This window comes from Cycloclasticus pugetii PS-1, from assembly GCF_000384415.1.
Taxonomy (GTDB): Bacteria; Pseudomonadota; Gammaproteobacteria; order Methylococcales; family Cycloclasticaceae; genus Cycloclasticus; species Cycloclasticus pugetii.
Map to the genome: position 1 here is coordinate 1,345,821 of NZ_ARVU01000001.1, position 25,059 is coordinate 1,370,879.

The 25,059-nt window shown below is 48.5% G+C and carries 23 protein-coding genes; 8 read left to right on the forward strand and 15 right to left on the reverse strand.

The window, feature by feature from the left end:
• Positions 1-181 precede the first annotated feature (181 nt).
• The 4 genes from CYCPU_RS0106535 to CYCPU_RS0106550 all read right to left on the reverse strand — a co-directional run bounded on the left by CYCPU_RS0106535 (position 182) and on the right by CYCPU_RS0106550 (position 4,922).
• Complete coding sequence (locus CYCPU_RS0106535; protein ID WP_020162264.1) at positions 182-1,738, reverse strand: conjugal transfer protein TraG N-terminal domain-containing protein; 1,557 nt, start codon at positions 1,736-1,738, stop codon at positions 182-184.
• 345 nt (positions 1,739-2,083) lie between these two features.
• Entirely contained in the window at positions 2,084-3,433 is a 1,350-nt protein-coding gene (locus CYCPU_RS0106540) for an integrating conjugative element protein (protein ID WP_020162265.1), read from the reverse strand.
• The gene (locus CYCPU_RS0106545) at positions 3,430-4,443 is read right to left on the reverse strand and encodes a TIGR03756 family integrating conjugative element protein (RefSeq protein ID WP_020162266.1); all 1,014 of its coding nucleotides are present in this window, start codon (positions 4,441-4,443) and stop codon (positions 3,430-3,432) included. Before CYCPU_RS0106545 ends, CYCPU_RS0106540 begins: the two co-directional genes overlap by 4 nt.
• Positions 4,443-4,922 carry a TIGR03757 family integrating conjugative element protein gene (locus tag CYCPU_RS0106550; RefSeq protein ID WP_020162267.1) on the reverse strand — a complete coding sequence of 160 codons (480 nt, stop codon included), beginning with the start codon at positions 4,920-4,922 and terminating at the stop codon, positions 4,443-4,445. Before CYCPU_RS0106550 ends, CYCPU_RS0106545 begins: the two co-directional genes overlap by 1 nt.
• 289 nt (positions 4,923-5,211) lie before the next feature.
• Between CYCPU_RS0106550 and CYCPU_RS0106555 the strand changes: the two genes are divergently transcribed.
• Positions 5,212-7,173 (forward strand): cytochrome c/FTR1 family iron permease, encoded by a 1,962-nt coding sequence (locus tag CYCPU_RS0106555; protein ID WP_020162268.1) that lies wholly within the window; start codon positions 5,212-5,214, stop codon positions 7,171-7,173.
• A 23-nt stretch (positions 7,174-7,196) separates the two neighbouring features.
• Here the strand turns inward: CYCPU_RS0106555 and cadR are convergent, their stop codons facing one another.
• Positions 7,197-7,607: a Cd(II)/Pb(II)-responsive transcriptional regulator gene (gene cadR / locus CYCPU_RS0106560; protein WP_456297525.1), complete on the reverse strand. Its 411-nt coding sequence runs from the start codon at positions 7,605-7,607 to the stop codon at positions 7,197-7,199.
• 73 nt (positions 7,608-7,680) lie between these two features.
• On the opposite strand from cadR, the gene CYCPU_RS0106565 reads away from it, so the two are divergent.
• Entirely contained in the window at positions 7,681-8,580 is a 900-nt protein-coding gene (locus CYCPU_RS0106565) for a cation efflux transmembrane domain-containing protein (RefSeq protein WP_033422301.1), read from the forward strand.
• Between the two features lie 26 nt (positions 8,581-8,606).
• A complete protein-coding gene (locus CYCPU_RS0106570) occupies positions 8,607-9,518 on the forward strand; it encodes a cation diffusion facilitator family transporter (protein ID WP_020162270.1) in 912 nt (303 codons plus the stop codon).
• 301 nt (positions 9,519-9,819) lie between these two features.
• Here the strand turns inward: CYCPU_RS0106570 and CYCPU_RS12005 are convergent, their stop codons facing one another.
• Entirely contained in the window at positions 9,820-9,990 is a 171-nt protein-coding gene (locus CYCPU_RS12005; protein WP_020162271.1) for a hypothetical protein, read from the reverse strand.
• 77 nt (positions 9,991-10,067) lie between these two features.
• Between CYCPU_RS12005 and CYCPU_RS0106580 the strand changes: the two genes are divergently transcribed.
• From CYCPU_RS0106580 to CYCPU_RS0106595, 4 genes are read left to right on the forward strand one after another with little or no spacing between them, the layout of a single operon-like run.
• On the forward strand, positions 10,068-11,378 hold the full coding sequence (locus tag CYCPU_RS0106580; protein ID WP_015006115.1) for a TolC family protein: 1,311 nt from the start codon (positions 10,068-10,070) through the stop codon (positions 11,376-11,378).
• Positions 11,379-11,429: 51 nt separating this feature from the next.
• Positions 11,430-12,443 carry an efflux RND transporter periplasmic adaptor subunit gene (locus tag CYCPU_RS0106585; RefSeq protein WP_020162272.1) on the forward strand — a complete coding sequence of 338 codons (1,014 nt, stop codon included), beginning with the start codon at positions 11,430-11,432 and terminating at the stop codon, positions 12,441-12,443.
• 10 nt (positions 12,444-12,453) lie between these two features.
• The gene (locus CYCPU_RS0106590; protein WP_020162273.1) at positions 12,454-15,567 is read left to right on the forward strand and encodes an efflux RND transporter permease subunit; all 3,114 of its coding nucleotides are present in this window, start codon (positions 12,454-12,456) and stop codon (positions 15,565-15,567) included.
• A 35-nt stretch (positions 15,568-15,602) separates the two neighbouring features.
• The gene (locus tag CYCPU_RS0106595; RefSeq protein ID WP_020162274.1) at positions 15,603-16,205 is read left to right on the forward strand and encodes a methyltransferase family protein; all 603 of its coding nucleotides are present in this window, start codon (positions 15,603-15,605) and stop codon (positions 16,203-16,205) included.
• Positions 16,206-16,318: 113 nt separating this feature from the next.
• Here CYCPU_RS0106595 and CYCPU_RS0106600 read toward each other — a convergent pair whose 3' ends face one another.
• The 9 genes from CYCPU_RS0106600 to CYCPU_RS0106640 form a co-directional block, all read right to left on the reverse strand.
• Positions 16,319-19,057 (reverse strand): conjugative transfer ATPase, encoded by a 2,739-nt coding sequence (locus tag CYCPU_RS0106600; protein WP_020162275.1) that lies wholly within the window; start codon positions 19,055-19,057, stop codon positions 16,319-16,321.
• Between the two features lie 2 nt (positions 19,058-19,059).
• On the reverse strand, positions 19,060-19,416 hold the full coding sequence (locus CYCPU_RS0106605) for a hypothetical protein (protein WP_020162276.1): 357 nt from the start codon (positions 19,414-19,416) through the stop codon (positions 19,060-19,062).
• Positions 19,376-20,629: a TIGR03752 family integrating conjugative element protein gene (locus CYCPU_RS0106610; protein WP_232228610.1), complete on the reverse strand. Its 1,254-nt coding sequence runs from the start codon at positions 20,627-20,629 to the stop codon at positions 19,376-19,378. The genes CYCPU_RS0106605 and CYCPU_RS0106610 overlap by 41 nt, the downstream gene beginning before the upstream one ends.
• Positions 20,630-20,726: 97 nt before the next feature.
• Entirely contained in the window at positions 20,727-21,608 is an 882-nt protein-coding gene (locus CYCPU_RS0106615) for a TIGR03749 family integrating conjugative element protein (RefSeq protein WP_020162278.1), read from the reverse strand.
• Positions 21,605-22,303, reverse strand: a complete 699-nt coding sequence (locus tag CYCPU_RS11720; protein ID WP_020162279.1) for a PFL_4703 family integrating conjugative element protein — start codon at positions 22,301-22,303, stop codon at positions 21,605-21,607. Before CYCPU_RS11720 ends, CYCPU_RS0106615 begins: the two co-directional genes overlap by 4 nt.
• Positions 22,303-22,668, reverse strand: a complete 366-nt coding sequence (locus CYCPU_RS0106625) for a TIGR03750 family conjugal transfer protein (RefSeq protein WP_020162280.1) — start codon at positions 22,666-22,668, stop codon at positions 22,303-22,305. Before CYCPU_RS0106625 ends, CYCPU_RS11720 begins: the two co-directional genes overlap by 1 nt.
• A 3-nt stretch (positions 22,669-22,671) precedes the next feature.
• On the reverse strand, positions 22,672-23,046 hold the full coding sequence (locus tag CYCPU_RS0106630) for a TIGR03745 family integrating conjugative element membrane protein (RefSeq protein ID WP_020162281.1): 375 nt from the start codon (positions 23,044-23,046) through the stop codon (positions 22,672-22,674).
• Between the two features lie 68 nt (positions 23,047-23,114).
• A complete protein-coding gene (locus tag CYCPU_RS0106635; RefSeq protein WP_020162282.1) occupies positions 23,115-23,354 on the reverse strand; it encodes a TIGR03758 family integrating conjugative element protein in 240 nt (79 codons plus the stop codon).
• The gene (locus tag CYCPU_RS0106640) at positions 23,354-23,647 is read right to left on the reverse strand and encodes an integrative conjugative element protein, RAQPRD family (protein WP_020162283.1); all 294 of its coding nucleotides are present in this window, start codon (positions 23,645-23,647) and stop codon (positions 23,354-23,356) included. The genes CYCPU_RS0106635 and CYCPU_RS0106640 overlap by 1 nt, the downstream gene beginning before the upstream one ends.
• Before the next feature lie 178 nt (positions 23,648-23,825).
• Between CYCPU_RS0106640 and CYCPU_RS0106645 the strand changes: the two genes are divergently transcribed.
• Complete coding sequence (locus CYCPU_RS0106645) at positions 23,826-25,046, forward strand: abortive infection family protein (RefSeq protein WP_198003967.1); 1,221 nt, start codon at positions 23,826-23,828, stop codon at positions 25,044-25,046.
• The last annotated feature ends 13 nt before the right edge of the window (positions 25,047-25,059 follow it).

Sequence of the window (25,059 nt, forward strand, 5' to 3'; positions counted from 1 at the left end):
ATAAAAAGAGCCGCCGACCCAATGGGGCAACAAGCTCCCCGGTTGGGTGAGTGAACACACAGATCATTCCGTATTCCCGTAGGAATTACTGCATACCACGCCGAAGCGTTGACCCGGGTATGTAAGGTGCTATTGAGACAGCAATAGCGACTGTTGGTAACTGTTAGGCTGGCTGACAACATCATTTACTTGCCCCTTTCTTCCCCTTAAAACGCCCTCCTAGTCTGGGATTAATTCGCCCCGCTCCGGCTGTGCCACGGGTGATCGCCTGGGTAGCACCATCAAGCTGAGATGCGGCTCGAATACCTGCCAAACCCAGGTAGACGGATAGCAGTAACGGCAACACCAAATACAACCCACCAGTGAGAAAGTTAAGAATGATCCGCTTGAGCGTGAGGTCAGTGCTAAACAGCGTGGTCACGCTGCCAGGGTCGGGATAAAACGCCTGAATCAGGTTTTGATCCACCCACCAGGCAAAGAACCAAAGTACTGTCCAGAACTTCACTGTAAACATGATCAATGCGCCGATAATCAACAAAGAAAACTTGTAGCGGCTGATTAAGATAAAGAACGGCAACAGCGCGTAGAGTCCCATTAGGATCAGCGCTTGCACCATGGGTGCCGCTTCAAGAAATACGCGCAAATAGGCGGCAAAAGACACACTGGTCTTTCCAAGGCCGTAAGCAGCCAGACCTTGTTGTGCGGCATTCTGTACCGACACCATCACCCCAGGTTCCCCAACACTGAAATCGACCAGATTCCCATAGGCGAAGTCGTAGCCGCGAGTAGTCCAACGCGGCGGAGAATTAATCAATGCAATTTGTATAACCGTATCGCGACGTGGCGCAGGGTCCCACCCCGGTTCAGCGGCAGCAGAAAGTAAATCGAGATCACCTAGCTCATTAAGAATTGATTGTTGAATGCCTTGCCACCATTCTGTGCAGAATGGCTTTCCATAAACAGGGTTATTAGACGCATCCCACTCTACGTCCCTGAGGGCCGACCAAGGGTATCCTTCCCTGACGGTATCAGCACGGATGCTATTGTAATATCCCGGTATTTCCTGATACACATGCGAGCCAATCCAATCAGGGTCACTCTCACCATAACGATTTAGCAATGCTGTAATTGCTGCACTGCTGGGACGTTCGGCCAAGTATTTTGATCGCGCCTCAACGAAACAGTCTCGAAAGAAATCGTTGATCTCATGTTGCAAATTAGGGTCTTGAATGGATGCATCGCGCAATTCATCGACATACCCCCGAAAATCCAAAGTGGGCGGTACATTTTCCATCACTGCGCGATTAAAACCCGAACTAAAACTCATCACCGCATACCAGAACACGGGCACGCTCACAGTAACCGGTGCGGCATTAAACGAAATGCCTCCCCCATAGGTAGTGCGTGAGTTATTGACCGTCGCCACTGGCTGTGCAGGTGTTCCAATGACTGCGCGTGGAGTAAACGACAAATCGACAGCATTCAGCGGTGTCGCCGGTACAGCTGCAATCAAGATCACGAAGAAGGCCACAAAGAACTCCACCTCGACAATACGTAATGTGGTATTGCCCGCTTCCTCGGCATCTTCACCCGCATACGAACGAATAATAGTATCGAGAAGAATACCCAGAAACGGCAGAAATACGATGCCGGTAGCCACCAGCACGTCCCAAATACTGTTATAAAACAGCCAACCAAATAGCGTGGTGTAAAGTTCTAACGTACTATCAACAGCCATACTATTAAGCCACCCAACCCAGCAAAGCCGCTAAAGGATTCTGAACAATCAAACATTCGTAAAGGATGATCAAAATAACTAATGGGCGACGGCTTGCTGAGGATGAAGAGTCATGCCGACGATGACGGGTAAGATGGCAGACAAGCCGAGGCCAACACAGCACCAGCAGACTATAGATAACAGCGCGCCACCAACCCAACGGCAAGTTCGCGACCAGTGTACTTATCGCCTGAGGAGGCTGCGAACTCCCCCAGATACTGACCGCGACGCCCACTATGAGTAACAGTACCAACGCAACGGAGGTATACCCCCAGAACAAAAACTGCCTCTTTACAGAGTAAAATTTCATTGCTCCACACCACCATTTTTCAAGGGACGAGGGTCAGTCGGTACTGTGGCAGGCGTATTCACAGACGATTGGCGGATCGCATTGTCCCGCAGCAATAGCTCTACAACGGTCGAAGTGACAAATTTATCGCGGGCATCTTTCTCGAAAATCACATTACTGATTTCACTTTCCAGCTCATCCAGCGCCTGGATTACCTCTTGCTGCGCGATCTCATTCGCTGCGACATAGCCCTCCTTGCGACCAGCCAATAGCAAGCGTCGAATGATCATCGCCTCCTCCATGACCCTCGCTTCGGCAATTTCCTGGCCGAGCTTATTAATGACAATGGATATTTCGTCGGGAGATTGATTTCGAATCGCCAGAATGACTTGCAGCGTCACCGCAATACCCGGCGCTTCGACTTGCTCCAGATTTACCCGTGTAGGCTGTGTTGAACCTGAAACCAGATCCACTAACAGCTGCACGATATCGTCAGTAGTCTCCTCAATATAGGGAATCAGTCCTTTTCCAGGCCTTGTCCCTTTGGTACAGCTGTCACAGAGACCTACCTCAATCTCACCCAGTACATTATTGATCCACCGGTCAACCGCGTTAGGACCGGCAAAATGCTGAGCAAGAGGTGCGCTACCAGGCAAGTTACTACTTGTTTCTGGAGGCCGTTGCGACAATATATTCAATCCAGCTTTGGCAACATCTGACAGCACCCGAATCGGCGGCTGGTTAACTCCACCCGCCCTCAGGCCACCTACCCATTCAATTCCCTCGTTAGGCGCATCTTCTGCATCGTCGACCGCATCATGGATATTGGCTCCACCAATTCCCACCGACCGCTTCCAGGAGTCGCCCCAACTGACTGTAATCCACTCATCAAAAGGGTTTGTGTTATTGGCGATCTCGTACTGGATACGCTCACAGCTTTTAGTGGCCAGCGAAAAGGATTCGTTGGCGCGCAATAAGGCGTTTTGAAACAGGTCATACAGGCCAGGATTTGCCTTTTGAAGAATATAACCAGGCAAATTTGCTATCGCGGCTGTGGCTGCCAATTCAATGGCATTAACAGCGTTATCGACACCATTTCGCAAATTGTCCAGTGAACTTTCAATAGCCACCATTGGATCAAAACCGCTGCAACTGAGAGCAGAGGCCTGTCCGCTTAGTGATAAATCAATCGTAGTGATATTGAGGCTGGGGGGAATAGCAATATCCCGCCCCCCACCAATCTTGTAGTAAAACAGGCTATCGTCGCTTGGCGCTTCTGCGGCAATTAGCGAATGACACGTCATAACACTAACCGCCAGGATAACCAACCGGCGACAGAACCGCGTGGTTGTATGTTTGGCAATCATAAACAAACCCTCACCGGAACAGTGAATAAGTAAGCACCTTTTGCCTCACAGCACTCGTAGGGACGCCACAAGGTAAACGCGTATCGGTTATCTTCAGAATGACGCCCCTGGGACCACGAAGTACTCAACACATCGTTTTCACCAAAGGCATAACATTGCTCATCGACTTCAGGTGCGAGCATTTGCCATACCCCCGTACCCGGATCATTCTCAACCAACTCGCCCGGTAACCAGGTACGGTTATAACCATTACCATCAAGTGCGTTATAGACATGGGGTTGGCGGGTTTGGGTAACGATATTGCCAGCCCGCTGTGCAACCACCGCAGCCGCCTTGGCATCATCCTTTTGATTGATAAATCCTGTACGCGGCCAAACCGGCCCCCATTGTTGCTGTATACCATCTCCCACTACACGTCGACCGGGTAACAGGTTTTGTAAATACAACATTTCTGGCAAACCAAGACGCCAGGTCAATGCATCCAGTGAAGAGAGCAGGTACGGGTTGAAGGACTCGGCTTCGGATGGGCAGTAATAACCTGAGTCACCAATAAAATCAGAAACTGAAGAAAAGGGATGGCCAATCGCAGTTACTTCTTTGAAGCGCAAACTCTGATCAGTCGCTGGATTACCTCCTTCAACACGGTGCCCTCCTCCCACAAAAGCACCGTGAAAGGTACTGACGATCCCACTGACTATTCCTGAATCTAGCGAACCAAATAAGGATTCCATCTCCTGCCATGGGTTATCGCCGGGCTCGTCGTAGACACTCACCACCAGATCCGGATTGTAGTGTGCGACTCGGATGCTGGTCTCGATAGAACATTCATAAATACTGCAACGCAGCCAGACACAGACGCCAGTAATGCAATAGTTCAAGCAGGAACGATCCAGCGTAATTGCTCCAACAATATCCGCAGTTGTTATCGTCGTCGGTTCTGCCTCAAAGGCCTGTAGTTTGTATCCTTGCAACAGCACAAATAGCATGACTACTTGAATAAGTTTATTCATCAATTACCCCCTCCATTTTTATCTTTAAGCCACTGACGATGCCGATTGATGGCTAGAGAGAGATCGGTCATTCCATAGATCACCTCTCGCTTATCGAAAATAATTACTGGATAACGGTCAAGGCCATACGCCATCATAGTGCCCAGAGGAAGATATGCAGCGCGCAATTCGTCTTCCAATTTAGAACGTCCTAATTCAGCAATTTTCTGCTGAACCAAGGCGCGGGCCAATGTTTCATCATTGGGCAGCCCTTCGCTCAATTGCTCCTGGATAGACTGGACTGCATCAAGACTTAGGATGGTAATTTCTGAATTGTTTTCGGAAGGACTCGTGTTATTCCAATCGGCTGGCTGAAAAGGTCGTTGATTAGAGGTGATCGCAATAATTGACAGTGGCAAGTCGTCAGCACTAGCTGACGATATGGTCAGTTCCACGAGTACGATTGCAGCAGATACAACAAAAATCTTCAGTTTCGACACGCTCTAATCTCACACATAGGCTCAGTTGGCCCTATGGTTAATCAGTTGCCGAAATAGAACGATAAGAAAGCTTTCATGCTGAAAAGTAAGATATTTGGAGACTTAGAGGTGCTTTTCCGGGAATTAGATCAGGAAGCCGTCCAATGAGTACCACCTCGACAAATGACCGGCGGGAATAACTACGCCAAGTATCGTAACTATGAATATCGAATACAACTCAGCTTGACTCTATAGCTACTATAGACATTACAATTGCGAATAATTATCAGTTAGCCCAAGGAAAACCCATATGCCGCCGCTTGTAATGACCCTTTCATCTGAACGAAAGCATTCTATTAGGCGTATTTATGCGTTTTGCCTTTTATTTGTGTTCGTATCTTGGTCAATCGTGGGCCTTGCCGCACCCGAAGATCACCTGGTGGAACTACGGCAGATTGCACAACTAGCAGAATATATCGGTGTTGATTACTCCGAAGCTGTCAACGACGGTCAGATAACTGACAACGGTGAGTATCAGGAGATGCTGGAGTTCTCCAGCCTAATTACTACGAAAATCTCGCGTGTAGCTGAATCTTTTAGCAAGCTCCAACCTATTGTCCACCAAGCAAAGTCGCTTCAATCATCTATCCAGAACAAACAAAGCATCAATACCGTGCGAGTGTTAACCGCTGAATTGAGGTATTCAGTACTGACACTGGCACCACAATCATCTCTGCCCACTGCGCTAATGGCGATAGCTAAAAGGCAACAGATGTATGAAAACAACTGTGCTAGCTGCCACGGTGTAACCGGACAGGGAGATGGAATTGCAGCTGCAAATTTAGAGCCATCCCCTACTGATTTCACTGACAAAGAACGCGCATTAAACCGATCCATCCTCGGCCTATATGATGCGATTGCCAACGGTATCGACGGCACGGCTATGCCTGCTTTTGCTCAATTAACCGACCAACAGAAGTGGTCGCTGGCGTTCTATGTGGGTAGCCTTGCTTTCCAGCCATCTGAGCAACTTCCCGCTCAAGCCGACCCCGCCATTTCTCTGCACCAGCTTGTAAACTATAGTCCCTCGTTGTTAGCCAAAGAGCTGCCCGACAAGCACACAAATGTCATTGAACAACTTCGAGCCAACCCGAACCCATTGTTTGTCGCAAAGAGCACTCCATTAAGTATCACCCGAGAACGGCTTAAAGCAGCGCAATCTGCGTACCACATGGGCGAATATGATCGGGCACACAATCTCACTGTTAGCGCTTATCTGGATGGTTTTGAATTAGTTGAAAACAACCTGGATGCAAGAAATCAAGCATTGCGGAAAAGTATTGAAACCACCTTGATTAAACTTCGTCATGCTATCAGCCAGCCACAAAATGACCCCGAATTGGACAGCGTGATGTCCAATGCATTCAATCAATTGGATCAAGCCGAACGGCTTTTAACTGAATCGGCCCTATCGAATGGAACGCTTTTTTCAGCGAGTTTGGTGATTCTGCTACGCGAAGGCTTGGAAGCGCTGTTAGTCATTATTGCGTTAACGACAGTGCTGATACGAACGCAACGCCGGGATGCACTAAAGTATGTGCATGCTGGGTGGATTTCCGCGCTATTCGCTGGTGGTGCCACATGGCTGGTAGCCCAAACACTAATCAGTATAAGCGGTGCCAGTAGGGAAGTAATGGAGGGTGTCGCCGCGATGTTAGCCGCGGTGGTGTTATTTTATGTCGGCATCTGGATGCATGACAAAACTCATGCTGAGCAATGGCAAGCCTATATCCAGCAACATATTAACACCAAACTTAAGTCTGGAACCCTCTGGGGATTAACCGCCCTTGCATTTATCGCAGTGTACCGCGAAATATTTGAAACGATTCTTTTTTACCAATCGCTGCTGACACAATCTGTTGATGCTCAATTGTCTTATGTCGCAGGGGGGTTCTTTCTCGGCACAATTATACTCTTCGTGTTGGCGTGGGTATTGATCAAGTATTCAATCAAGCTCCCCATAGCTCGCTTCTTCGCGACAACCACCTATTTATTATTGACCCTCTCGTTCGTACTAATGGGCAAGGCTGTATCAGCTCTTCAAGAAGCTGCTTTTATCGATATTTCACCATTGCCGGTTAGTTTTTCAATTGAATGGATTGGCGTTAATTCAACATGGCAGGGAGTATTGTCCCAGGCACTGATACTACTCGCTTTCGCTGTGGTCATACTACGGTCGAAAGTTAGGAGGAATTCGATACGGCAGGCATAGCGTCCAATAACAAGGAATAGGCTTCACGGATTCTCCAGTTGCTTTGCCGACAAGTTTCTCAAAATACCGCACTCCTCGACAGTGCGGTTAGTTGAGCAGCTATCCCGTAGCGATGTTAGATGTCGCCGAAGCCCTTCCAGTTCCTTCATACGTTGCTCCACTTGCTCAATATGATTATCAATCATCTTGTTCACATCATCACAATGCATACCAGGCGATTGGTTTAATTCAATCAACTGACGAACCTCTGATAAAGCAAGGTCAAGGCTACGGCAATTTTTAATAAACATAAGTTGTCCAACAGCCGACTGGTCATACAGACGAAAATTCCCTTCACTGCGCCTTTTCGATGCAAGCAGTTTCTCTTTTTCGTAATAGCGTATTGTCTGCACGGAGCACCCGGTTAATTTGGCTAGCTCGCCAATTTTCATCATTTTCTCCAAAGCTTGACTCTATAGTAACTATAGATTTTATACTGCACTTTCATATAAACACAAGAGTATTCTCATGAAGGCTAGCTGCACCGGGGAATGTACCAACCAGGTAGAAACCGACATAACCTCACCGCCTCTAACAGACACACCACCCAAGGGTGGATTTGTCAGTCAATTCACGGTCCCTAAGATGGATTGCCCTTCTGAAGAGCGGATGATTCGCTTAGCTCTTGATGATCTTGGGCCTGAGATTGCCCTTGAATTTGACACGCCACACCGAAGTCTCAAAGTCTTTTATGCCAATAACCTGGAAATCATACAGTCACGGATCGAATCACTTGGTCTGGGCGCTACGCTTGACTTCACACAGAATATTGGCAGCAGTGAATTATCTCAGGCCGTAGTTTCAGCTGGTGCCGTCAATCAGAAAGAGGCAGGGATACTCAAATGGCTGTTAGCCATCAATGGCATCATGTTTGGTATTGAAATGGTTGTTGGCTGGTACGCCCAGTCAACCGGACTAATTGCCGATTCCCTGGATATGTTTGCTGATGCTGCCGTTTATGGATTGGCCCTCTACGCCGTAGGCCACAGCGCTCGCATGAAGCTACGAGCGGCACACTTTTCCGGTTGGTTACAAATGATTCTAGCACTTGGCGCGCTGAGTGAAGTCATCAGGCGATTTATATTTGGCAGTGAGCCCTTATCCATGCTTATGATGAGCTTTGGTTTACTCGCATTGATTGCCAACTCCCTGTGCCTGGTACTGATCAACAAGCAAAAAGACAGTGGTGTACACATGAAAGCAAGTTGGATTTTTTCGGCCAACGATGTGATCGCTAATTTAGGGCTTATCATGGCAGGTTTACTGGTTGCACTAACCGATTCACGTTATCCGGATTTGGTGATTGGTTTCGTGATCGGCTTAATCGTTTTGAATGGCGCACGCCGTATTTTGCAATTGAAATCGTGAATGCAAAAAAGGTAACTTAATCCGTTATGCATAATCACAATCATGAATCATCTGACTCACGCATTGGTTGGGCGTTCTTTCTCAATCTTGGATTCACCATTGTGGAATTTATTGGTGGCTGGCTCACCAACAGCACAGCAATCATGGCGGATGCCGTGCATGATCTTGGCGATAGCTTATCAATCGGGCTCGCCTGGATTTTAAGCAAAATAGCGCATAAACAAGCTAACGACACCTATAGTTATGGCTATCAAAGATTTTCCTTGTTAGGCGCACTGGTTAATGGCGCGGTTCTCATCGGCGGGTCTATATGGGTATTAAGCGAAGCAATTCCCCGCTTATCCGATCCAGAAATGCCCCATGCACAGGGCATGATTGTTCTGGCCATATTTGGAATAGCCGTCAATGGATTCGCCGCTTATAAGCTTAGCCATGGAAAATCATTAAATGAGCGCGTTTTGAATTGGCACTTATTAGAAGACGTTTTAGGCTGGGTGGCAGTTTTACTCGTTGCTGTTGTGCTTAGCTTTGTCGATCTCCCTGTGCTCGATCCACTTTTATCCATCGGATTTACCTTGTTCATATTATTCAATGTCACCAAGACACTCATCGACACCATTAAGATTTTTCTTCAGGCAACGCCAGACACAAAAGTTCGGCAGGATATCATTAGCGACTTGAAATCTCTTGAGAAAATTAGGAGTGTACATCACGTCCATATCTGGTCGCTTGATGGTGCTAATGATGTATTAACCGCACACCTTGAACTCGAAAAGGCGATAAGCGATTTAGGCCAACAGGAGCTAAAACGAGAAATTTCAAGGACTCTACAACGCTACGACTTATCGCATACAACGATAGAATTAGAATTCCCCGATGAAGACTGCCGAGATAGCGAAGCAACTTCAACCAAAACAACATTGCCAACAAGTCCTTGAAGTCAACCATAAATGAAAACAGTCGAATTTTTAAACAATTCTACTAAGAATCTTGATCAGATAGACATATTTAGTATCAAACGCATTAACCGTATAGATTATACAAACCGAATGGTATAGAATTAATAGTATGTTGCGGCCATTCATCTCATACCTGTTTATCTTTTCGCTACTCTTTATGGGTATCGAAAGCGCTGTCGATATTACCGGTGGTGAACACCCCCACGGTGACGAATATGCGCATGTCCTGGACAGCGATGACTCGCATTCATCTGATTCAACTACTGACAACGACCACTGCTCACATTGCTGCCACGGTCATACCGGCAGCATTGCCGGTCATGCTCCAGTACTGAACTGTGACATGGCTAATCAACAGTTTTCTTTCTACCAGCCACACTTCCTCAACTTTACCCAAGCACCACCCACTCCGCCGCCCAACGTATAAATCATTTCTGATCTTTATCAGCATACCTACTGTTGTGGAGCGACATTCGCTTACAACAACTACGTGTGCACGAATGTTTATGGAATATCGGACTATGATTTATGCAAACACGAAACATTATTGCTGCCTTACTTTTAGGTAGCCTATCCTTGGTGAGCTGGGCGGATTCGATTAAATCGCCTATGCAAAACACCGAACAAGTGTCGCGGCGCGTCAATGCTTCCACAGCGCTAACGCTGGAAGATGCCATCACCCGCACCCTGAAAAACAACCCGCAGTTGTACCAATACCGTTTTCGTCAGCAGAGCCTTGTGGCACAGCGCGAAAGCAGCTCGCTCTCTCCAGCCCTGAATCTGGGACTGGAAGTCGAAAACATCGCGGGCAGCGGAGAGTTTAACGGGCTTGATAGCGCGGAAACTACCCTTGCACTGTCTTCTGTGATTGAGCTGGGAGCCAAGGCGCGTTCACGGGTTGCGGTGATTGATGCCAGAACCGACCGCTTGAATTTTGAGCGCCAGGCGACAACGCTGGATGTACTCGGTGAACTAACGACAACGTTTATTCGTTCTCTTTCCACCCAAGAGAGCATTGCTCTTGCAATGGAGGCTGTTGCGCTATCAGAGCAAATGCTAAAAACCGTTGAACAGCGAGCGTCTAAAGGTGCTGCCCCTGAGGCGGAGGTTATGCGCGCTAAAGCAGCACACACTCGTACATCTATTCGCCTACAGGCATTGCGCAGCAGTTTTAAGCGTCAGAAGGTAATGCTAAGCAGCTTCTGGGGGAGTACCAATCCCCACTTTACTGAACTCAGCGGTAGCCTATCTGCGCTTGGCTCTTCGGATGATTTTGCCAGTTTATTACAACGCGCCAAGCATTCCCCTGCCATTGCTATTTTTGCCAGCGAGGCTCGGCTAAAAGATGCCGAAGTCAATCTGGCTCAGGCACAAAGTCGCGTGGATATAGGCTGGCAATTGGGTGTCAGGCGTTTCGAAGCAACCGATGACACTGCGTTAACGGCGGGCATTTCGATTCCGTTGTTCAGTGGTAAACGTAACCGTGGGAGCGTCGCCTCGGCATTGGCCGAGCGCAATGCCGTGGACTACCAACAAGCTGATGCCCAGCTCAAGCTACACAACCGCTTGTTCGCTGCCTTCTCTCAGCGTGAAGAGAATAAGGCTGCTGTCGAGCAGTTCAGCACTCAGGTCTTACCCGCGCTGGAGCAGGCATTACTTTTGACACGACAAGCCTACGAAAACGGTCGCTATCGCTATCAAGACTGGATTGCCGCACAGGAAGAACTGCTCACTGCCAAGCAACAACATATTGAAGCCGCTACTGCAGCACAGCTCAATCAAACACTCATCGAGCAATTAATTGCAGAACCACTGGCAGCTAACGCTTTATCTTATTAACACAGCATTTTGGCAAATAAAACACTTTGCCAAGAGCGCAAGGAATTAACGATGAAAACTTTACCACTCTATTTAACCCTGACAATCGCAGTGATTATCGGCGTAACAAACCCTGCTTTTGCTCAGGCAGACTCTGATGATCACGACCACGATCATGAGGCTCATACCACTGACAGTGCCAAGCATCATGAAAGTGATGAGCATAAGCACAAGCATGATGATGGCGATACTAACGAAGACGATCATGCTCACGATAAAGAAGAAAATGCCAGCCGCATTAGTGGCGAAATGGCTGACCAAGTCGGTATTGGTACAACCCTCGCGTCAGAACAAATCCTCCACCAAACCATTACCAGTTACGGTGTGCTCTCAACCGGGCCGGAACAACTCAGTCATATGCGGGCACGTTTTTCTGGGTTGATTACCTCTGTTAAGGCCAGTATCGGCGATACGGTCAAAGCAGGCGACTTACTCGCCGAAGTGGAATCCGATGAAAGCCTGAAGAAATATTCGGTGCGCGCTCCCATTTCTGGGACGGTCGTACAACGTCACGCCAACACCGGCGAAGTCACCAAGGATCAGGTGTTATTTTCCATCGCCGATTTTGGCACTCTATGGGCCGAACTGCGTATCTACCCAGCGCAACGGGATAACGTCTCTACAGGGCAAACCGTTGAAATTGCCTCAGACAAACAAACCATTACTGGCAAGATCAGCCATATCATTCCTTCCCTAAACAAACCCTATCAACTCGCTCGCGTACAGCTGGATAACAGGCAGCTGGGGCTATCGCCCGGCTTGCTGGTCGAGGGGCATATCGTCATAGCCGAATTTAAGGTGCCGTTAGCTGTTGAAAAAGCGGCTGTGCAACAGTTAGGCGGACGTTCCGGTGTTTTTATTCAAGAGGAGGAGACTTACCGCTTCGCCCCCTTAACACTTGGCCGTGCCGATGAGCATTACGTCGAAGTACTGGGAGGTATTAACGCGAGCCAGCGCTATGTCAACCAAAACAGCTATCTGATCAAAGCAGATATCGAAAAATCCGAAGCCGAACACGAACACTAAGGGGCGCACCATGATTGATTCTATACTGCGCCTTGCCATTGAACGGCGCTATTTATTTCTCAGTTTAATATTTGTTGTGATCGGTATTGGCGTCTGGAGTTACCAAAAATTACCGATTGATGCCGTGCCTGATATTACCAATGTGCAGGTACAGATTAACACGGCAGCACCCGGTTATTCGCCTTTAGAAGCAGAACAACGCATTACCTATCCGGTAGAAACGGCGTTATACGGGCTGCCCAAATTGGCATACACCCGGTCGCTATCGCGTTATGGCCTCTCACAAGTCACCGTCGTCTTTGAGGAAGGCACAGACATCTATGCCGCGCGCAACCTGATTGATAATCGATTGGGGGCGATTCAAAGTGTGTTGCCACCCGGCATTGAACCAGAGATGGGGCCAATCTCAACCGGGCTGGGTGAAATCTTTATGTACACCGTGCAAGCATCGCCCGATGCCACCATGGCGAATGGTCAACCTTATGATGCGACCGCCTTGCGTGAAATTCAGGACTGGATCATCAAGCCCCAGTTGGCACAGGTCAAAGGTGTGATCGAAGTCAACAGCATTGGTGGTTTCAACAAGCAATACCACGTTACGCCCGACCCAAAAAAGCTGCTGTACTACCGCATCAGTGTCGAAGAACTGGTCAATGCCCTGCAAGCGAATAATGATAATCGCGGCGCGGGATACATCGAGCGCAACGGGCAGCAATTACTGGTGCGTTCTCCCGGTCAATTGGCGACCGTGGAGGACATCGGCAATGTGATCATTACCGAGCACGACAGCGTGCCGATAAAAATTCAGGATGTGGCCGACATTGGCATTGGCAAGGAGCTGCGCTCTGGCGCTGCGACGCAAGACGGCAAGGAAACCGTACTGGGCACGGCGATGATGCTGATCGGTGCTAACTCCCGCACCGTGGCGCGCGATGTTGCCAGCAAACTCGAAGCCATACAGGACTCATTACCCGACGGGGTAATCGCCGAGCCTGTGTATGATCGAACGCAACTGGTAGACAAGGCCATTGCTACCGTTGCCAAAAACTTACTCGAAGGCGCGTTACTGGTCATTGTTGTGCTGTTTGTTTTGCTCGGCAATATTAGGGCTGCATTGATTACCGCTGCGGTTATTCCTCTCTCCATGCTGGCAACAATGACGGGCATGGTGAGAACAGGTGTTTCCGCCAACTTGATGAGTTTGGGTGCATTGGATTTTGGGCTAATCGTCGATGGCGCCGTCATCATTGTTGAAAACTCGGTGAGACGTTTAGCACAAGCACAGCACAATGGCGGCCAACAGGCGTTACGCGAGCGCCTCAATACCGTCTATGAAGCAACTGCTGAAGTCATTCGGCCCAGCTTGTTTGGCGTAGCCATCATTACCGTTGTTTATATCCCGATTTTTACACTCACGGGTGTTGAAGGAAAAATGTTTCATCCCATGGCCGCGACGGTTGTTATGGCACTACTCTCAGCGATGGTGTTCTCTTTGACTATTGTGCCCGCCGCTGTCGCTGTTTTTTTAAACGGCAAGATCAGTGAAAAAGAAAGTGTGGTGATAACGCAATCAAAAGCCATTTATAAGCCACTACTGCAACTAGCGCTAAAAGCTCGCTGGGCAGTTGTTAGCTTTGCTGCTTTATTGGTTGCAGGCTGTATTTGGCTGGCAACCACCTTGGGTTCAGAATTTATTCCGCAACTCAACGAAGGGGATATTGCGCTACACGCCATGCGCATACCGGGCACAGGGCTGGAACAGGCCGTCGCTATGCAGGAAATTCTTGAACAACGCATCAAGTCCTTCCCCGAGGTGGATAAGGTCTTCGCCCGTATTGGAACAGCTGAGGTCGCCACCGACCCTATGCCACCCAATGTCGCCGATAATTTCGTGATATTAAAACCGCGCAGCGAATGGCCTGACTCCAGTAAAACCAAGGATGAGCTAGTAGAAGAAATGGAAGCCTCTCTGGAACAGCTACCGGGCAATAACTACGAGTTTACCCAGCCGATACAAATGCGCTTTAACGAGTTAATCTCCGGCGTCCGTGCCGATCTCGGTATTAAAGTCTTTGGCGATGACCTCGATCAATTGGTGTTAACCGCCAACGAAATTCTGAAAGCGATTAATCAGGTGCCTGGAGCCGCTGATGCGCGAGTAGAACAGGTAACTGGTTTGCCAACCTTGTCGATCATCCCCAAGCGCACATCGCTTGGTCGATACGGATTAAACGTCGTTGAGTTACAAGACTGGGTATCTGCCGCCATTGGTGGTGAAGCGGCGGGCTTACTGTACGAAGGAGACCGGCGCTTCGAACTCATTGTTCGCTTACCCGAAACGTTGCGACGCGATATCGACCGACTGGCATTTTTACCTGTCCCCCTACCCAATGGTGACTATATTCCATTAGAAGAAGTGGCCACTTTGGATATCTCACCAGGGCCAGCACAAATCAGTCGAGAAAACGGGAAACGTCGCGTTGTAGTTACTGCGAATGTGCGAGGTCGCGATCTCGGCAGCTTCGTTACCGATGTGAAAGCGCGTATTGGCAATGATGTCGATATACCACCGGGGTACTGGCTGGACTACGGCGGTACCTTCGAACAGTTGGAGTCTGCAAGCCAGCGGTTGGCCATTGTTGTCCCCGTCACCCTGTTGATTATTGTCGGCTTGTTGGTGATGGCATTTGGATCACTAAAAGATGCATTGATTATTTTCACCGGCGTGCCTTTGGCGCTAACCGGCGGTGTGCTTGCCCTCTGGCTGCGGGATATGCCGCTATCGATATCGGCAGGCGTTGGGTTCATCGCACTATCGGGAGTCGCCGTTCTCAATGGATTAGTCATGCTGGCCTTTATTCGCGATCTCTGGCATGAAACAGGTGATCTTCTAGCGTCAGTGGTTGATGGTGCATTAATCCGATTACGCCCAGTATTAATGACGGCACTGGTTGCGAGCCTCGGCTTTATACCCATGGCCCTCAATACAGGGACTGGTGCTGAAGTACAACGGCCTCTGGCAACGGTTGTGATAGGGGGTATTATTTCATCGACATTGCTGACGTTGTTTGTATTACCCGTTTTATACCACTGGCTCCATCGGAACGAAATGAGTAACAATTAGGGGGACGCCTCCCTCAAAAGGGAGGCACTTTTGCGATGAACAAAATAGTTATTGTATTTCTAGCTGCGTACTTTATTTCATTCTTTGGTCTCTCCGTAATTTGGCGAAACCATGTGGTTAAAAAAAAGGCCGGAGCAAATGCCTTCAAATTGAACAACAAAACTGGGGTTGAAGCTATCACCGGTTTATATTTTAAATGCCTGCCGTTAGTTTCAATTTTGGTTTTTTTACTCTATGCATTTTTTCCAGTTATCTATCAGTCAATAGGTCCGATTGCTTTAATTAGCCACAATCTAATCCAAATATTTGGCATGGGTATTATGGTCATCGCTTTGGCTTGGATTGTAATTGCACAATCACAAATGGGAGCTTCTTGGCGTATTGGTATAGATCATGACCAGAGGACCACATTCATTAAAAAAGGACTTTTTCGTTATTCAAGAAACCCTATATTTGTAGGCATTATCTTCCTATCGTTCGGTTTTTTTCTTGTGCTTCCAAACCCTTTAACGTTAACGATTTTAATGCTCGATATTGTGTTAATTCAAATACAGGTGACTATGGAAGAACAGTTTTTGGCGAAAGCACATGGGCAAGCCTATGTGGAATATTGTCAGCAAGTGCGGCGTTGGATTTGAACCGAAAATATCGCCCGTTAAAGCCGACTAACCAAAAAGTACGCCCTCTTCTGAGAGGGCGTGCCAATCTTTTCCTCAATCTACAACATTCTGTAGGCTACTGGGTTTCTCACCTACTGTCTCGACGCCATGTTTTCTGCTATAGCAAATACTGCCTCCAGCTCAGAACAGTGCTGGGATCTCATAATCTCAGCTCGCTGTTGCTTCTCGTGTTTTTCAGTCATGGCGAGTGCCAAAGCTAACGGGGGTGGTACGTTTCTGAACAGGCATTGCAGATTATCCGAAAGCACAACGCCCTCGGTATAATTTCCAGGCTCCTTTCTTGCTGCCCGCAACATGCCTTTTTGCTCCTCGGAGAGGTCTTTAAAGCGCGAGATTTGCTCAATCTCTTCCTTGGGACAGACCATAGCAATCCACCATTCGAACATGCTGAGTAGCTTTTTGGCGGCATCGGGAAAGTCTTCCAGATTCTGAGTGGCCAGCCATAACCAGGCACCTAACTTGCGCCACATTTTCACGATCTTAACCAGGAAGATAGCTAACAAGGGGTTGGTGGTAATTAGGTGAGCCTCATCGCCAAGGACAAAAGTCGGACGATGATCATATTGCTCACGCTCTACCACACCGTTAATCTGATTCATCAAGCCCATAAACCCTAAGGCCAACTGATCTTCATAGCCTTCGTTAGCTAACAGGCCCATTTCCATAATAGTGACATCGGCCTCTGGCCAGGCTTTGCCCACACGGTTAAAGAAGTGCCCGGCAGTACCGGAACAATACAACGCCATAGCATCGGCCATGTCTCTGGCACGCTCTTGGCGTTTCGGCGTACTGGACTCATCTGCCGCCAACTTGTTCAACGCATTAACCACATCCTCGGTTAATACGATTTCTCGACTGCCAGCCGCTTGCTTTTCCTCCGCAGCTAGGATGATCGCTCTACGAATAGTTAGGCGATCCGCCCGCGTCATCACGGCCTCTTCTTTGCTGTCACCGCCGGTAATCATAATGCGGGCCTTCAATTCCATTTCACCCAGCAGATCCCGTTCTTCGTCATCATCACTGCTATCCGAGGCCTCTAATGATGCCTCTTCGTAAGCTGATGGCTCTTCATCAAACGAAGCTTGCTGTGCCCGTTCTCTTTTGAGCATTTCATAGGCGTCAGCAAAGGGTGGTAGGCTAACGTCTTCCTTGGGGTGCAGCGTTACCTGATTAACGCTCAGCCCGAAATATCGACAATAATCACCCAGCAGTTTGAACGACCCGCCCTTTTCAATAATGTAAATTCGCGCGCCGTATATCGCTGCGACCTGTAACAGGATGTACACCATTAATGCCGACTTACCAGAACCAGGAGGCCCCAGAACCAACCCAAAGGCATTCTTAGCCCGGTCCAGTTTGTTCAGCGGATCGAAGGTCAAAGGCTCACCGCCTCGATTAAAGAAAACCAGCCCCGGATGCCCGGTTCCCCGACTGCGACCGTAGAACGGTAATAACTTGGCCAGATCACTGGAGAACACCAGACGACTCTTTTTGTTGACCTTCTCCCTTTTCGGTTCATAGTTCATTGGTAACTGGCGAATATAGGTATCCAGCGGTAACAACTCATCTTTCTCTCGAATAGGATGCAAACCATTAGCCAGTAGCAACGCGTTGACTTCATTGGTCCTCTTTTGCAGATCAGCGAGGGAATCCCCACGGGTGAACAGCGTTATAACGGTGGGCAACAGGTAGTCCCCGTGGGACATCCATTTCAAGGCTTCCTTGGCATCCTGCTCAGCCGCCATCGCTTCTGCCGTTTCACCCTTTGCTGAATTGAGCACTTGCACCACATGATTTTCGACGAGGTCTTGAGGCTGAAGTGTCACGCATAGGGAAAGAATGCTGCCCTCTGGCAACTTATCGAACAAGGCATACAGGTTATCGCCAACCTGTCGCTCACCGGTAAAGTGACCGGGCAAGGGCTTCCTTCGCAATGCATCCACAGTGATCGCTCTATGTGGAAAATCATCGAAGTACCAAACACCGTGCCCGCCATCGGATGAGGGCTGAGAAAGAAACAATAGGTCGGACAGATCGTGGCTAAATGCCCGTTCCTGCTTTTCGGGAAGTGACATTAGCTCAGTGAGCCTATCCAAATCCCCTTCTGCCACCTCAGCCTTGGGATTAAACCAGCGCAACAGCCAAGCATAAAGATCGTTATCATCACATCGCCGAATACCAATGCCTGTCGCTGCCATCTGTGTGACAAAGCGTTCCGCGACCTGGTTTATCTCGGCAACGGGATCTATATGTTCGTTATCGTTTAACTCTCTCCGGCGATACAAAAATACCCGCACTCGACGCACCTTTCCTCGCCAGCTACCGCCCGTCACCGTGCTGTCTTCAAATAACCCGGTGCTCAGTGTCATACGCTTGAAATGCCTTTGCATACGGCCAACGAAATTACTTGCCAACAACCGATGCTCTGGGGTTTGCCTGCAATGGCTCTCTGCGTAGGTATTCAAAGACTGTGATAATGCTGACAGTGAATCTTCGTCCGAGACAAAACACTGCAAGACGAAAGGATTATCATGTGCAGGAATTGTGTGGTTGATGCAAGTTTGTATATTGGCCTGCACTTCCTCCAAGAATTTGCTTGATCGTGCTTCAGTTGAAACACCAGTAATTTCAAACATCGCTGCAGCACTATAACTATCTTCTAGGGTAAACGTCTCGGTCGCCTCCTCGTAGTCTACCCACGGTAACCAATCGCTTAACGACGCGGGGTGACGATAGAGTGTATCCACATCAGCATCCGTAATCACTGAATCACGGTTTGATTGCTTGCCTATTAATTGCTTATCTGCCATTTCTATTTCCACCCTGCCTGTTCGCCCGGAGCCACAATATGATCCTGGGTGTAAAGCCGGAAAAAGGTGCTATATCCCGGTACCGGGTGGCCTGCAGCGGTCAGGTGCCTGAAAACATACATTCGCAGCGTCGGATTAGGTAACCACTGAAACTCTTCTTGTTCAGTATTGCCCTCTTCGACGGCGGCACGTTGCCGCCGCACCAGCTGTTCATCGTTAGCATTGTGGAATTTTTCATCGTGAATGCTCTTCATTGAGGGCATATCCGTGCCAAATACTTTGGCCTTGGAAGTGGTGCAACCAGACAGTAGCCCAGCATTAATCCAAATCGCGATTAATATCAGAATCATTTTTCGCATAGCGTAATCTCCTTGCAATCGAACTTTTATCCAGTGGCAAACTGCGATCTAAATGAACGGATACTTCTACCCCTGGATTTACCACCACCGCATCAAAACTTTGCTTTTGTCTTGCTAATAGCCACCGGCTGACCTCATCTGTTGCTGACTGCACTGCCTCACCAGCAACCAGTTTATTAATGTCACCTACGACAGTACTGGTTGTTGACCCGGTTAATGATGATGTTTGCCGCTGCTGCTGTGCTTCGGCATAGGCAGATCCCGCCGCCCCTAACCCTGCCAGCCCAATACGCTGAGTAATAAATGATGGTGCGTTGGTGACAAAGCGCCCCGCCACACAGGGCACGCCGCTAGGGTCAGAGATGTAGCCCAAGGGTTGCCCCTGACTACTGTGGTTAACGATAGAACCGTCCTCAAAGATGAAGGTGGCCGATGTTAGGCGAGCACTCACACAGGAGAGATTCCAGTCACCAAACCCCAAACCACTGAAAATCATGCCTTCGACCTCAGGCATATCGTGGCCATTGGCTAAAAGATTTTCTTTGCCGATATAGATTTTTACCGGATAGGGATCAGGCGTCTGTCCCTCCACAGGAATACGGCCAATCAACGCCGTTAGAGCTAGTCCATCCGTTAACGTTGCATCTTTGGGGATCGTATAAACCGGCTCGACAACAATCTGATTTTTCTTCTCAGAATCTCGTACCTCGTTATCCGTCGCAGACGTATTAGGCGAGCGAGGCAACAAGCCGGTAAATCTGCCCTTATCACCTTCGGTCGTTTCCGATTCGACATAATCAATAGGGTTATGCCAGGCACCCTGATCTGGATTGACCGGAATCACATTCTGACCATCAAAACCAAAGCCTACGGGCAACCCATCCTGATTTAATTGCCCAATGTTGGTTGAGCCTTTACTTTCTTTCAAATCATTAAGCTCACGCCTTAGCTGACTGAGGTGCTGTTGAAGCGAGCCTATGGTCGCCTTGGTTTCATCCAATGTTTCCTGCGCTTGCAGGTTTGCCGTCTCCAACCTTGATACTTTTTGCTGGTTCTCTAGCACCTTGCCCATGTTTTCTTTGGTTGATGCATTCAACGTATCCGCTTTTTTTACCGCCTCTCGGGCGTAGGCCTGCAATGCTTTGATAGTATCAGTCTGCGTATCACCATCTTGCGGTTTGGCTTCAGGGTCATACCCAGGTATCTGCTCCACAGGCTGATAACTTTCCTGTGGTTCCGAGCACATCACCAGAGACAGACAACCAAGGGCCAGTGCAGCCCCCCCGATTAGCAACGGATTCATGCGCTTTTCAGCCATCCTGGTTTTCCTCTTTACCCGTTTGCCTATTTTGCAGAGCCCGGCTGTCAATCGGCAGGGAAAGGCTTTCCACGAAAGACCGATTCGAGACTAGATACAAGGTGGTTGTATCGGTTTCATCACCCATTGCCCCCAAGCGAACATGTTGCAATGTCGCTGTTAACCAATCTCCACGAACGAGGCGGCTTAGGTTCAGTACTTGGGGAGTATCGGATTGATCGAACTGTAGTTGCAGCGACTGCCGCGACAAATTACGCACTCTAACCGCTGTCACTGTTAATCCCATAGGTTCAGCATTAGTCTGCCATGAAGCTATTGGCACAGTTTCGATAAGGCCACCGCGAATCAATGGCACTGACGTTTTTGATTCAACCGGAATTCGTTTAATCGCGCTGTCACCATCGACTAACCGCTCCGGCGCATAGAGTTGTTGTGCAGCATAACGGGTCAATCGAATACGCCAATCCTCTATCGTTTTGTACGCAGTTGTTTCCTTACTGCGATTCCGAGTGTTTTCCTTTGTCATCACAATCAGTTCATCACTAACTGCTGCAGTTTCACTGACCGTTATATCTAACAAATAAACTTGCTGATCATTCAGCCCCTGAACACGGATACGGGTTGTCGGAAACGGCTCAGTTGCCCTGATATACAACACACCGTTTGCCGCCAGGGCTGACACTTGGTGTTTAACCCTATCAGGCAGCCAATAACGCACATCATCAGGGAAATGAATAATACGTTCATGACCCACTTGTAGGTGAATGCTAATGGGGCGCTTATCCCAAAGTACACGCTGTGGGGCGTCGGCTATGACCGTAGCAGCCGCTACCGTAAGTAAAACCCCACAAAACCACTTAAAACAGATTTTCATAAATCATCTCCAGGACGCCGGAAGGGTTTGCCAAGCTGGTCCTCTTGTAACAGCACTGGGCGCATGGCTTCATTACAGGCTAATGCCAACCCCCAGGGATTAACCTCTTTATCGACATCAAAGCGAACTACACGTAAGTGATAACGCAACAGCACATCCTTAACCGGATGGCCTCCAATCGATTCCGTGACATTGACATCCAGCCAGATTCTCCACGCACTGCTGGTTTCAATCTGGACACGTTGACGGGAATAAGTTTGACCAAGAATTTCCTGTACTGAGCGAACCCGTTGACGCAACTCACCCAGTTCCTGTTTGGTATTCATATCTGCTTCCAGTGCTGCTCGACAGCCTGGCGTAAGAAAACCCTGGAGCGCGTATATCTGCTTGGGGTAGTCTTTCTCTCCGTCGCTTGGCCAGCGGTTCAATTGCTGGAAAATGTAATAGCCGAACGTATATACCGTCGGCGCTGGCACACTATCAAAATTGGTTACCAGCCCCTGAGTCAAATCGGGCGGAATATAGAGCCGCCGCGTTTCCTGCAATACGCCGTTACGCCACCAGAGCGCGATGACTGCAACAAGCAAACACACTAGAACGAGTCTCAATGTACGAATATGATCAGTGGCGGCGAGCAGTCGCTGTCGGGCCTGATTGTTTTTGATAGCCGCTGGTTTACTTATGGTTTTATTCATCACTTCATTCTCCGGCCAATATCCCAAACCCGGCTTTGTCGTATGAACGAGGAACGCAGCAAGTAAAGGTCTTCAAGCCATAGGCGTAACCGCAACTGGTAGTAGCCCAGCGGCCTGCCCCGCTTTAGCTTTTGTAATATCGTTGCGCCAATAACGACCCAGGCAATCACCAAGAGCAAACCGATTCCGACCCCCATCATCAGATAGCCAAATAAGCCACACACAATGACGCTACCGGGCACCAGGACAATACCACCCACAGTAACCAGCAGCATCAATTCTGAGAGTGAGCATCCCCTGAAGATCGACGGTTCAGCATTCAGGCGCACCGGCAACAGTTCATTTGCTTGTTGCTGCGATTCCATGCCTCAGATGATTCCAACGGCTTCGTTCAGGAAGAAAGACACGATGGCCAACAGCACACCAGCTATAACTGCAGTCAAGCCCACAGAGCCCCAATCAGGATCATTGGAGCTGCGCGCTTCATTGAATTTGGAGAGCAGTATCCAACCGATCCACAGGAAGCCAGCACCTGAGATAACCAGGGCGATATAGTCAATGGCATCTCCCGACCATCCCTGCATAAAGGCTAAGTAGTTGCCATTAGGCGCACCGCTCGACGGATCGACCGGTGTAGGCAGCTGTGCCTGAGCTGATATTGAGACCAGCCACAGGCAAAACATCGATAAGGGAACAATATTGCGCTTCTGTTTAATAGTAGATTCATGCATTACGGGGTTCATAGTCTTCCTCATGTTTCGTGGTAAAAACTTCGTGCTAAAAGCTTCGCATTGAATGTGTTTCGTTAGCGCTATCGCAGTAGGAAGCCAAGAACGAGGGTTAAAAATATCGAGCGGACTGATCGAGTCAGAAAATCATAGAAATTTATTTTTCGGTGCGACCAGGCTTTCCATTGAGTGACAATGACCCAGGCGACCCAGATATAGAGCACCGAATACAAAATCAAAAGAATCGTTAGGCTAAAGCTACCCATGGGTACACCTAACGTTGCTCCGGTGAAAGCTGCCTCTTGTGATGCTGAGACAGCCATCAGCGATAATCTCCTTCGATGGGAGGTAACGACCGAGGCTCGCGTCTCCGACTGTTCAAAATATCTTCAATTCCCTGTTGAATTTGCCCCATGTCACCCTTAAGTTGATCATAATCAACGAGATAACGGCCTTGATCGTTGGAATTTTGTTCAGCTGCTTTGATAATCTCTTGGATACTTGTAAGCTCACTGTGTAGCCGTTGAAGAGCCAAGCGCTCTCGATCAGTAACCGCGTAGGCTGGAAACAGATAAACAATGGTCAAAAAACCAACAGCAGCTATTTTTAGGCGCATAATCATCCCCTTTCGTTAAGGCAATGATCAGGGATAATCGAGATTTAGAGCTATGGAAAAGCTTTCTTCAAGACAAGTAAGTTTTCATCAAAAACTACTTCTAGCCAAAACGCACCATGGGTCTAAAAAGTCTTAGATTTTGGAATATCAAATGGAAAAGCAGCATCTGGAAAGCACATTGGCTACAGTTTACGCCTTACTTGAAGCAGAGGGCATGACCGAAGCAGCAAATTTTGTCCGCCTATACCCCGCTCGCGCTGAACAGACAGGATACGATAACTGGAATGGCGGTACAGAAATCTGGGAAATATTCTTTGATGTTCCTGCACGAGATTATGCTCAGTTAGGCCAACAGAGAGGACAGCTAGAAGAGCAGATTACGTCTCACTTAAAATCGGTCCTAGATGCAGAAACCCAAGATTGGTATTCGGCAAAAATAGTACCTGCGCGAGAACAACGATCTGACTGGAGAAAAAATCAGACCAGCGTACCACGTCAAGTTCGAACCAATATACTTGATGGCCTGAAGCTAGAAAATGTAGTGTGGCACGGTTGCCTTGATGGTGTGGAGTTCCTCAGCAGGTTATTTGATCTTAAGAAACTACCTTCCTTTGATAGCCGATTCGATGATGCGGCAGGCGATATTTGGCAGCACTGTATTAACAATGATGACTGGGAACTCGATTGGGTATTCACGGATGACCGTTTCAGGCTCATCGATGGCCCTTCCGAAACATTTCTACGCTTCTTGTGCGAAGTGGTTCATCCGATAGTTCGACCTGATAGAGATGAAGCCCTTAAGCTTGCTTCACAGTTTAATGATCAATTAAGACAGGCGGGATGGGAAGTTTATGAGGAGGAGCGAATAGCTGGTCGCCCACGTTTTTCCTATCGCGAGATCTCAAACCACGGATCTCATGCAGTGTCGCGGGCCCGAAATGTGGCCGATTCGCTGGACGCAGGTTGGATGGCAAAAGAGATAGAACGGCTTGAACATGCAGTTGACCGAGATCCAGCACTTGCCATTGGAACCGCCAAAGAACTAGTAGAAACCTGCTGCAAGACGATACTTACTAAACGCGGAGTAGCCATAAACAAGTCTGACGATTTGGGTGATTTAACCAAAAAGTTAACAAAAGAACTTCAACTCGTGCCTGATGGAATTACTGACGCAGCTAAGGGAGCCGAGAGTATCCGTCTTATTCTGCGAAATCTTACCCAGATAACTAGCAATCTAACTCGTCTAAGGGGGCTATATGGTACAGGTCATGGACGAGACGGGCATCACCGTGGATTACAACCTCGTCACGCCAGGCTAGCCGTAGCATCAGCAGTGGCATTCATAGACTTTGTGACCGAGACCTATCGCTATAGGGAATTGACAAAGGCGAAAGGCTAACGAAAATAATTTT

What these genes read in the sequence shown, in the direction of transcription:
- CYCPU_RS0106535 (WP_020162264.1), bottom strand. Translation starts at nt 1,738, where the DNA reads ATGGCTGTTGATAGTACGTTAGAACTTTACACCACGCTATTTGGTTGG.
- CYCPU_RS0106540 (WP_020162265.1), bottom strand. Translation starts at nt 3,433, where the DNA reads ATGATTGCCAAACATACAACCACGCGGTTCTGTCGCCGGTTGGTTATC.
- CYCPU_RS0106545 (WP_020162266.1), bottom strand. Translation starts at nt 4,443, where the DNA reads ATGAATAAACTTATTCAAGTAGTCATGCTATTTGTGCTGTTGCAAGGA.
- CYCPU_RS0106555 (WP_020162268.1), top strand. Translation starts at nt 5,212, where the DNA reads ATGCCGCCGCTTGTAATGACCCTTTCATCTGAACGAAAGCATTCTATT.
- cadR (WP_456297525.1), bottom strand. Translation starts at nt 7,607, where the DNA reads ATGATGAAAATTGGCGAGCTAGCCAAATTAACCGGGTGCTCCGTGCAG.
- CYCPU_RS0106565 (WP_033422301.1), top strand. Translation starts at nt 7,681, where the DNA reads ATGAAGGCTAGCTGCACCGGGGAATGTACCAACCAGGTAGAAACCGAC.
- CYCPU_RS0106570 (WP_020162270.1), top strand. Translation starts at nt 8,607, where the DNA reads ATGCATAATCACAATCATGAATCATCTGACTCACGCATTGGTTGGGCG.
- CYCPU_RS12005 (WP_020162271.1), bottom strand. Translation starts at nt 9,990, where the DNA reads ATGCTGATAAAGATCAGAAATGATTTATACGTTGGGCGGCGGAGTGGG.
- CYCPU_RS0106580 (WP_015006115.1), top strand. Translation starts at nt 10,068, where the DNA reads ATGCAAACACGAAACATTATTGCTGCCTTACTTTTAGGTAGCCTATCC.
- CYCPU_RS0106585 (WP_020162272.1), top strand. Translation starts at nt 11,430, where the DNA reads ATGAAAACTTTACCACTCTATTTAACCCTGACAATCGCAGTGATTATC.
- CYCPU_RS0106590 (WP_020162273.1), top strand. Translation starts at nt 12,454, where the DNA reads ATGATTGATTCTATACTGCGCCTTGCCATTGAACGGCGCTATTTATTT.
- CYCPU_RS0106595 (WP_020162274.1), top strand. Translation starts at nt 15,603, where the DNA reads ATGAACAAAATAGTTATTGTATTTCTAGCTGCGTACTTTATTTCATTC.
- CYCPU_RS0106600 (WP_020162275.1), bottom strand. Translation starts at nt 19,057, where the DNA reads ATGGCAGATAAGCAATTAATAGGCAAGCAATCAAACCGTGATTCAGTG.
- CYCPU_RS0106605 (WP_020162276.1), bottom strand. Translation starts at nt 19,416, where the DNA reads ATGCGAAAAATGATTCTGATATTAATCGCGATTTGGATTAATGCTGGG.
- CYCPU_RS0106615 (WP_020162278.1), bottom strand. Translation starts at nt 21,608, where the DNA reads ATGAAAATCTGTTTTAAGTGGTTTTGTGGGGTTTTACTTACGGTAGCG.
- CYCPU_RS11720 (WP_020162279.1), bottom strand. Translation starts at nt 22,303, where the DNA reads ATGAATAAAACCATAAGTAAACCAGCGGCTATCAAAAACAATCAGGCC.
- CYCPU_RS0106625 (WP_020162280.1), bottom strand. Translation starts at nt 22,668, where the DNA reads ATGGAATCGCAGCAACAAGCAAATGAACTGTTGCCGGTGCGCCTGAAT.
- CYCPU_RS0106630 (WP_020162281.1), bottom strand. Translation starts at nt 23,046, where the DNA reads ATGAACCCCGTAATGCATGAATCTACTATTAAACAGAAGCGCAATATT.
- CYCPU_RS0106635 (WP_020162282.1), bottom strand. Translation starts at nt 23,354, where the DNA reads ATGGCTGTCTCAGCATCACAAGAGGCAGCTTTCACCGGAGCAACGTTA.
- CYCPU_RS0106640 (WP_020162283.1), bottom strand. Translation starts at nt 23,647, where the DNA reads ATGCGCCTAAAAATAGCTGCTGTTGGTTTTTTGACCATTGTTTATCTG.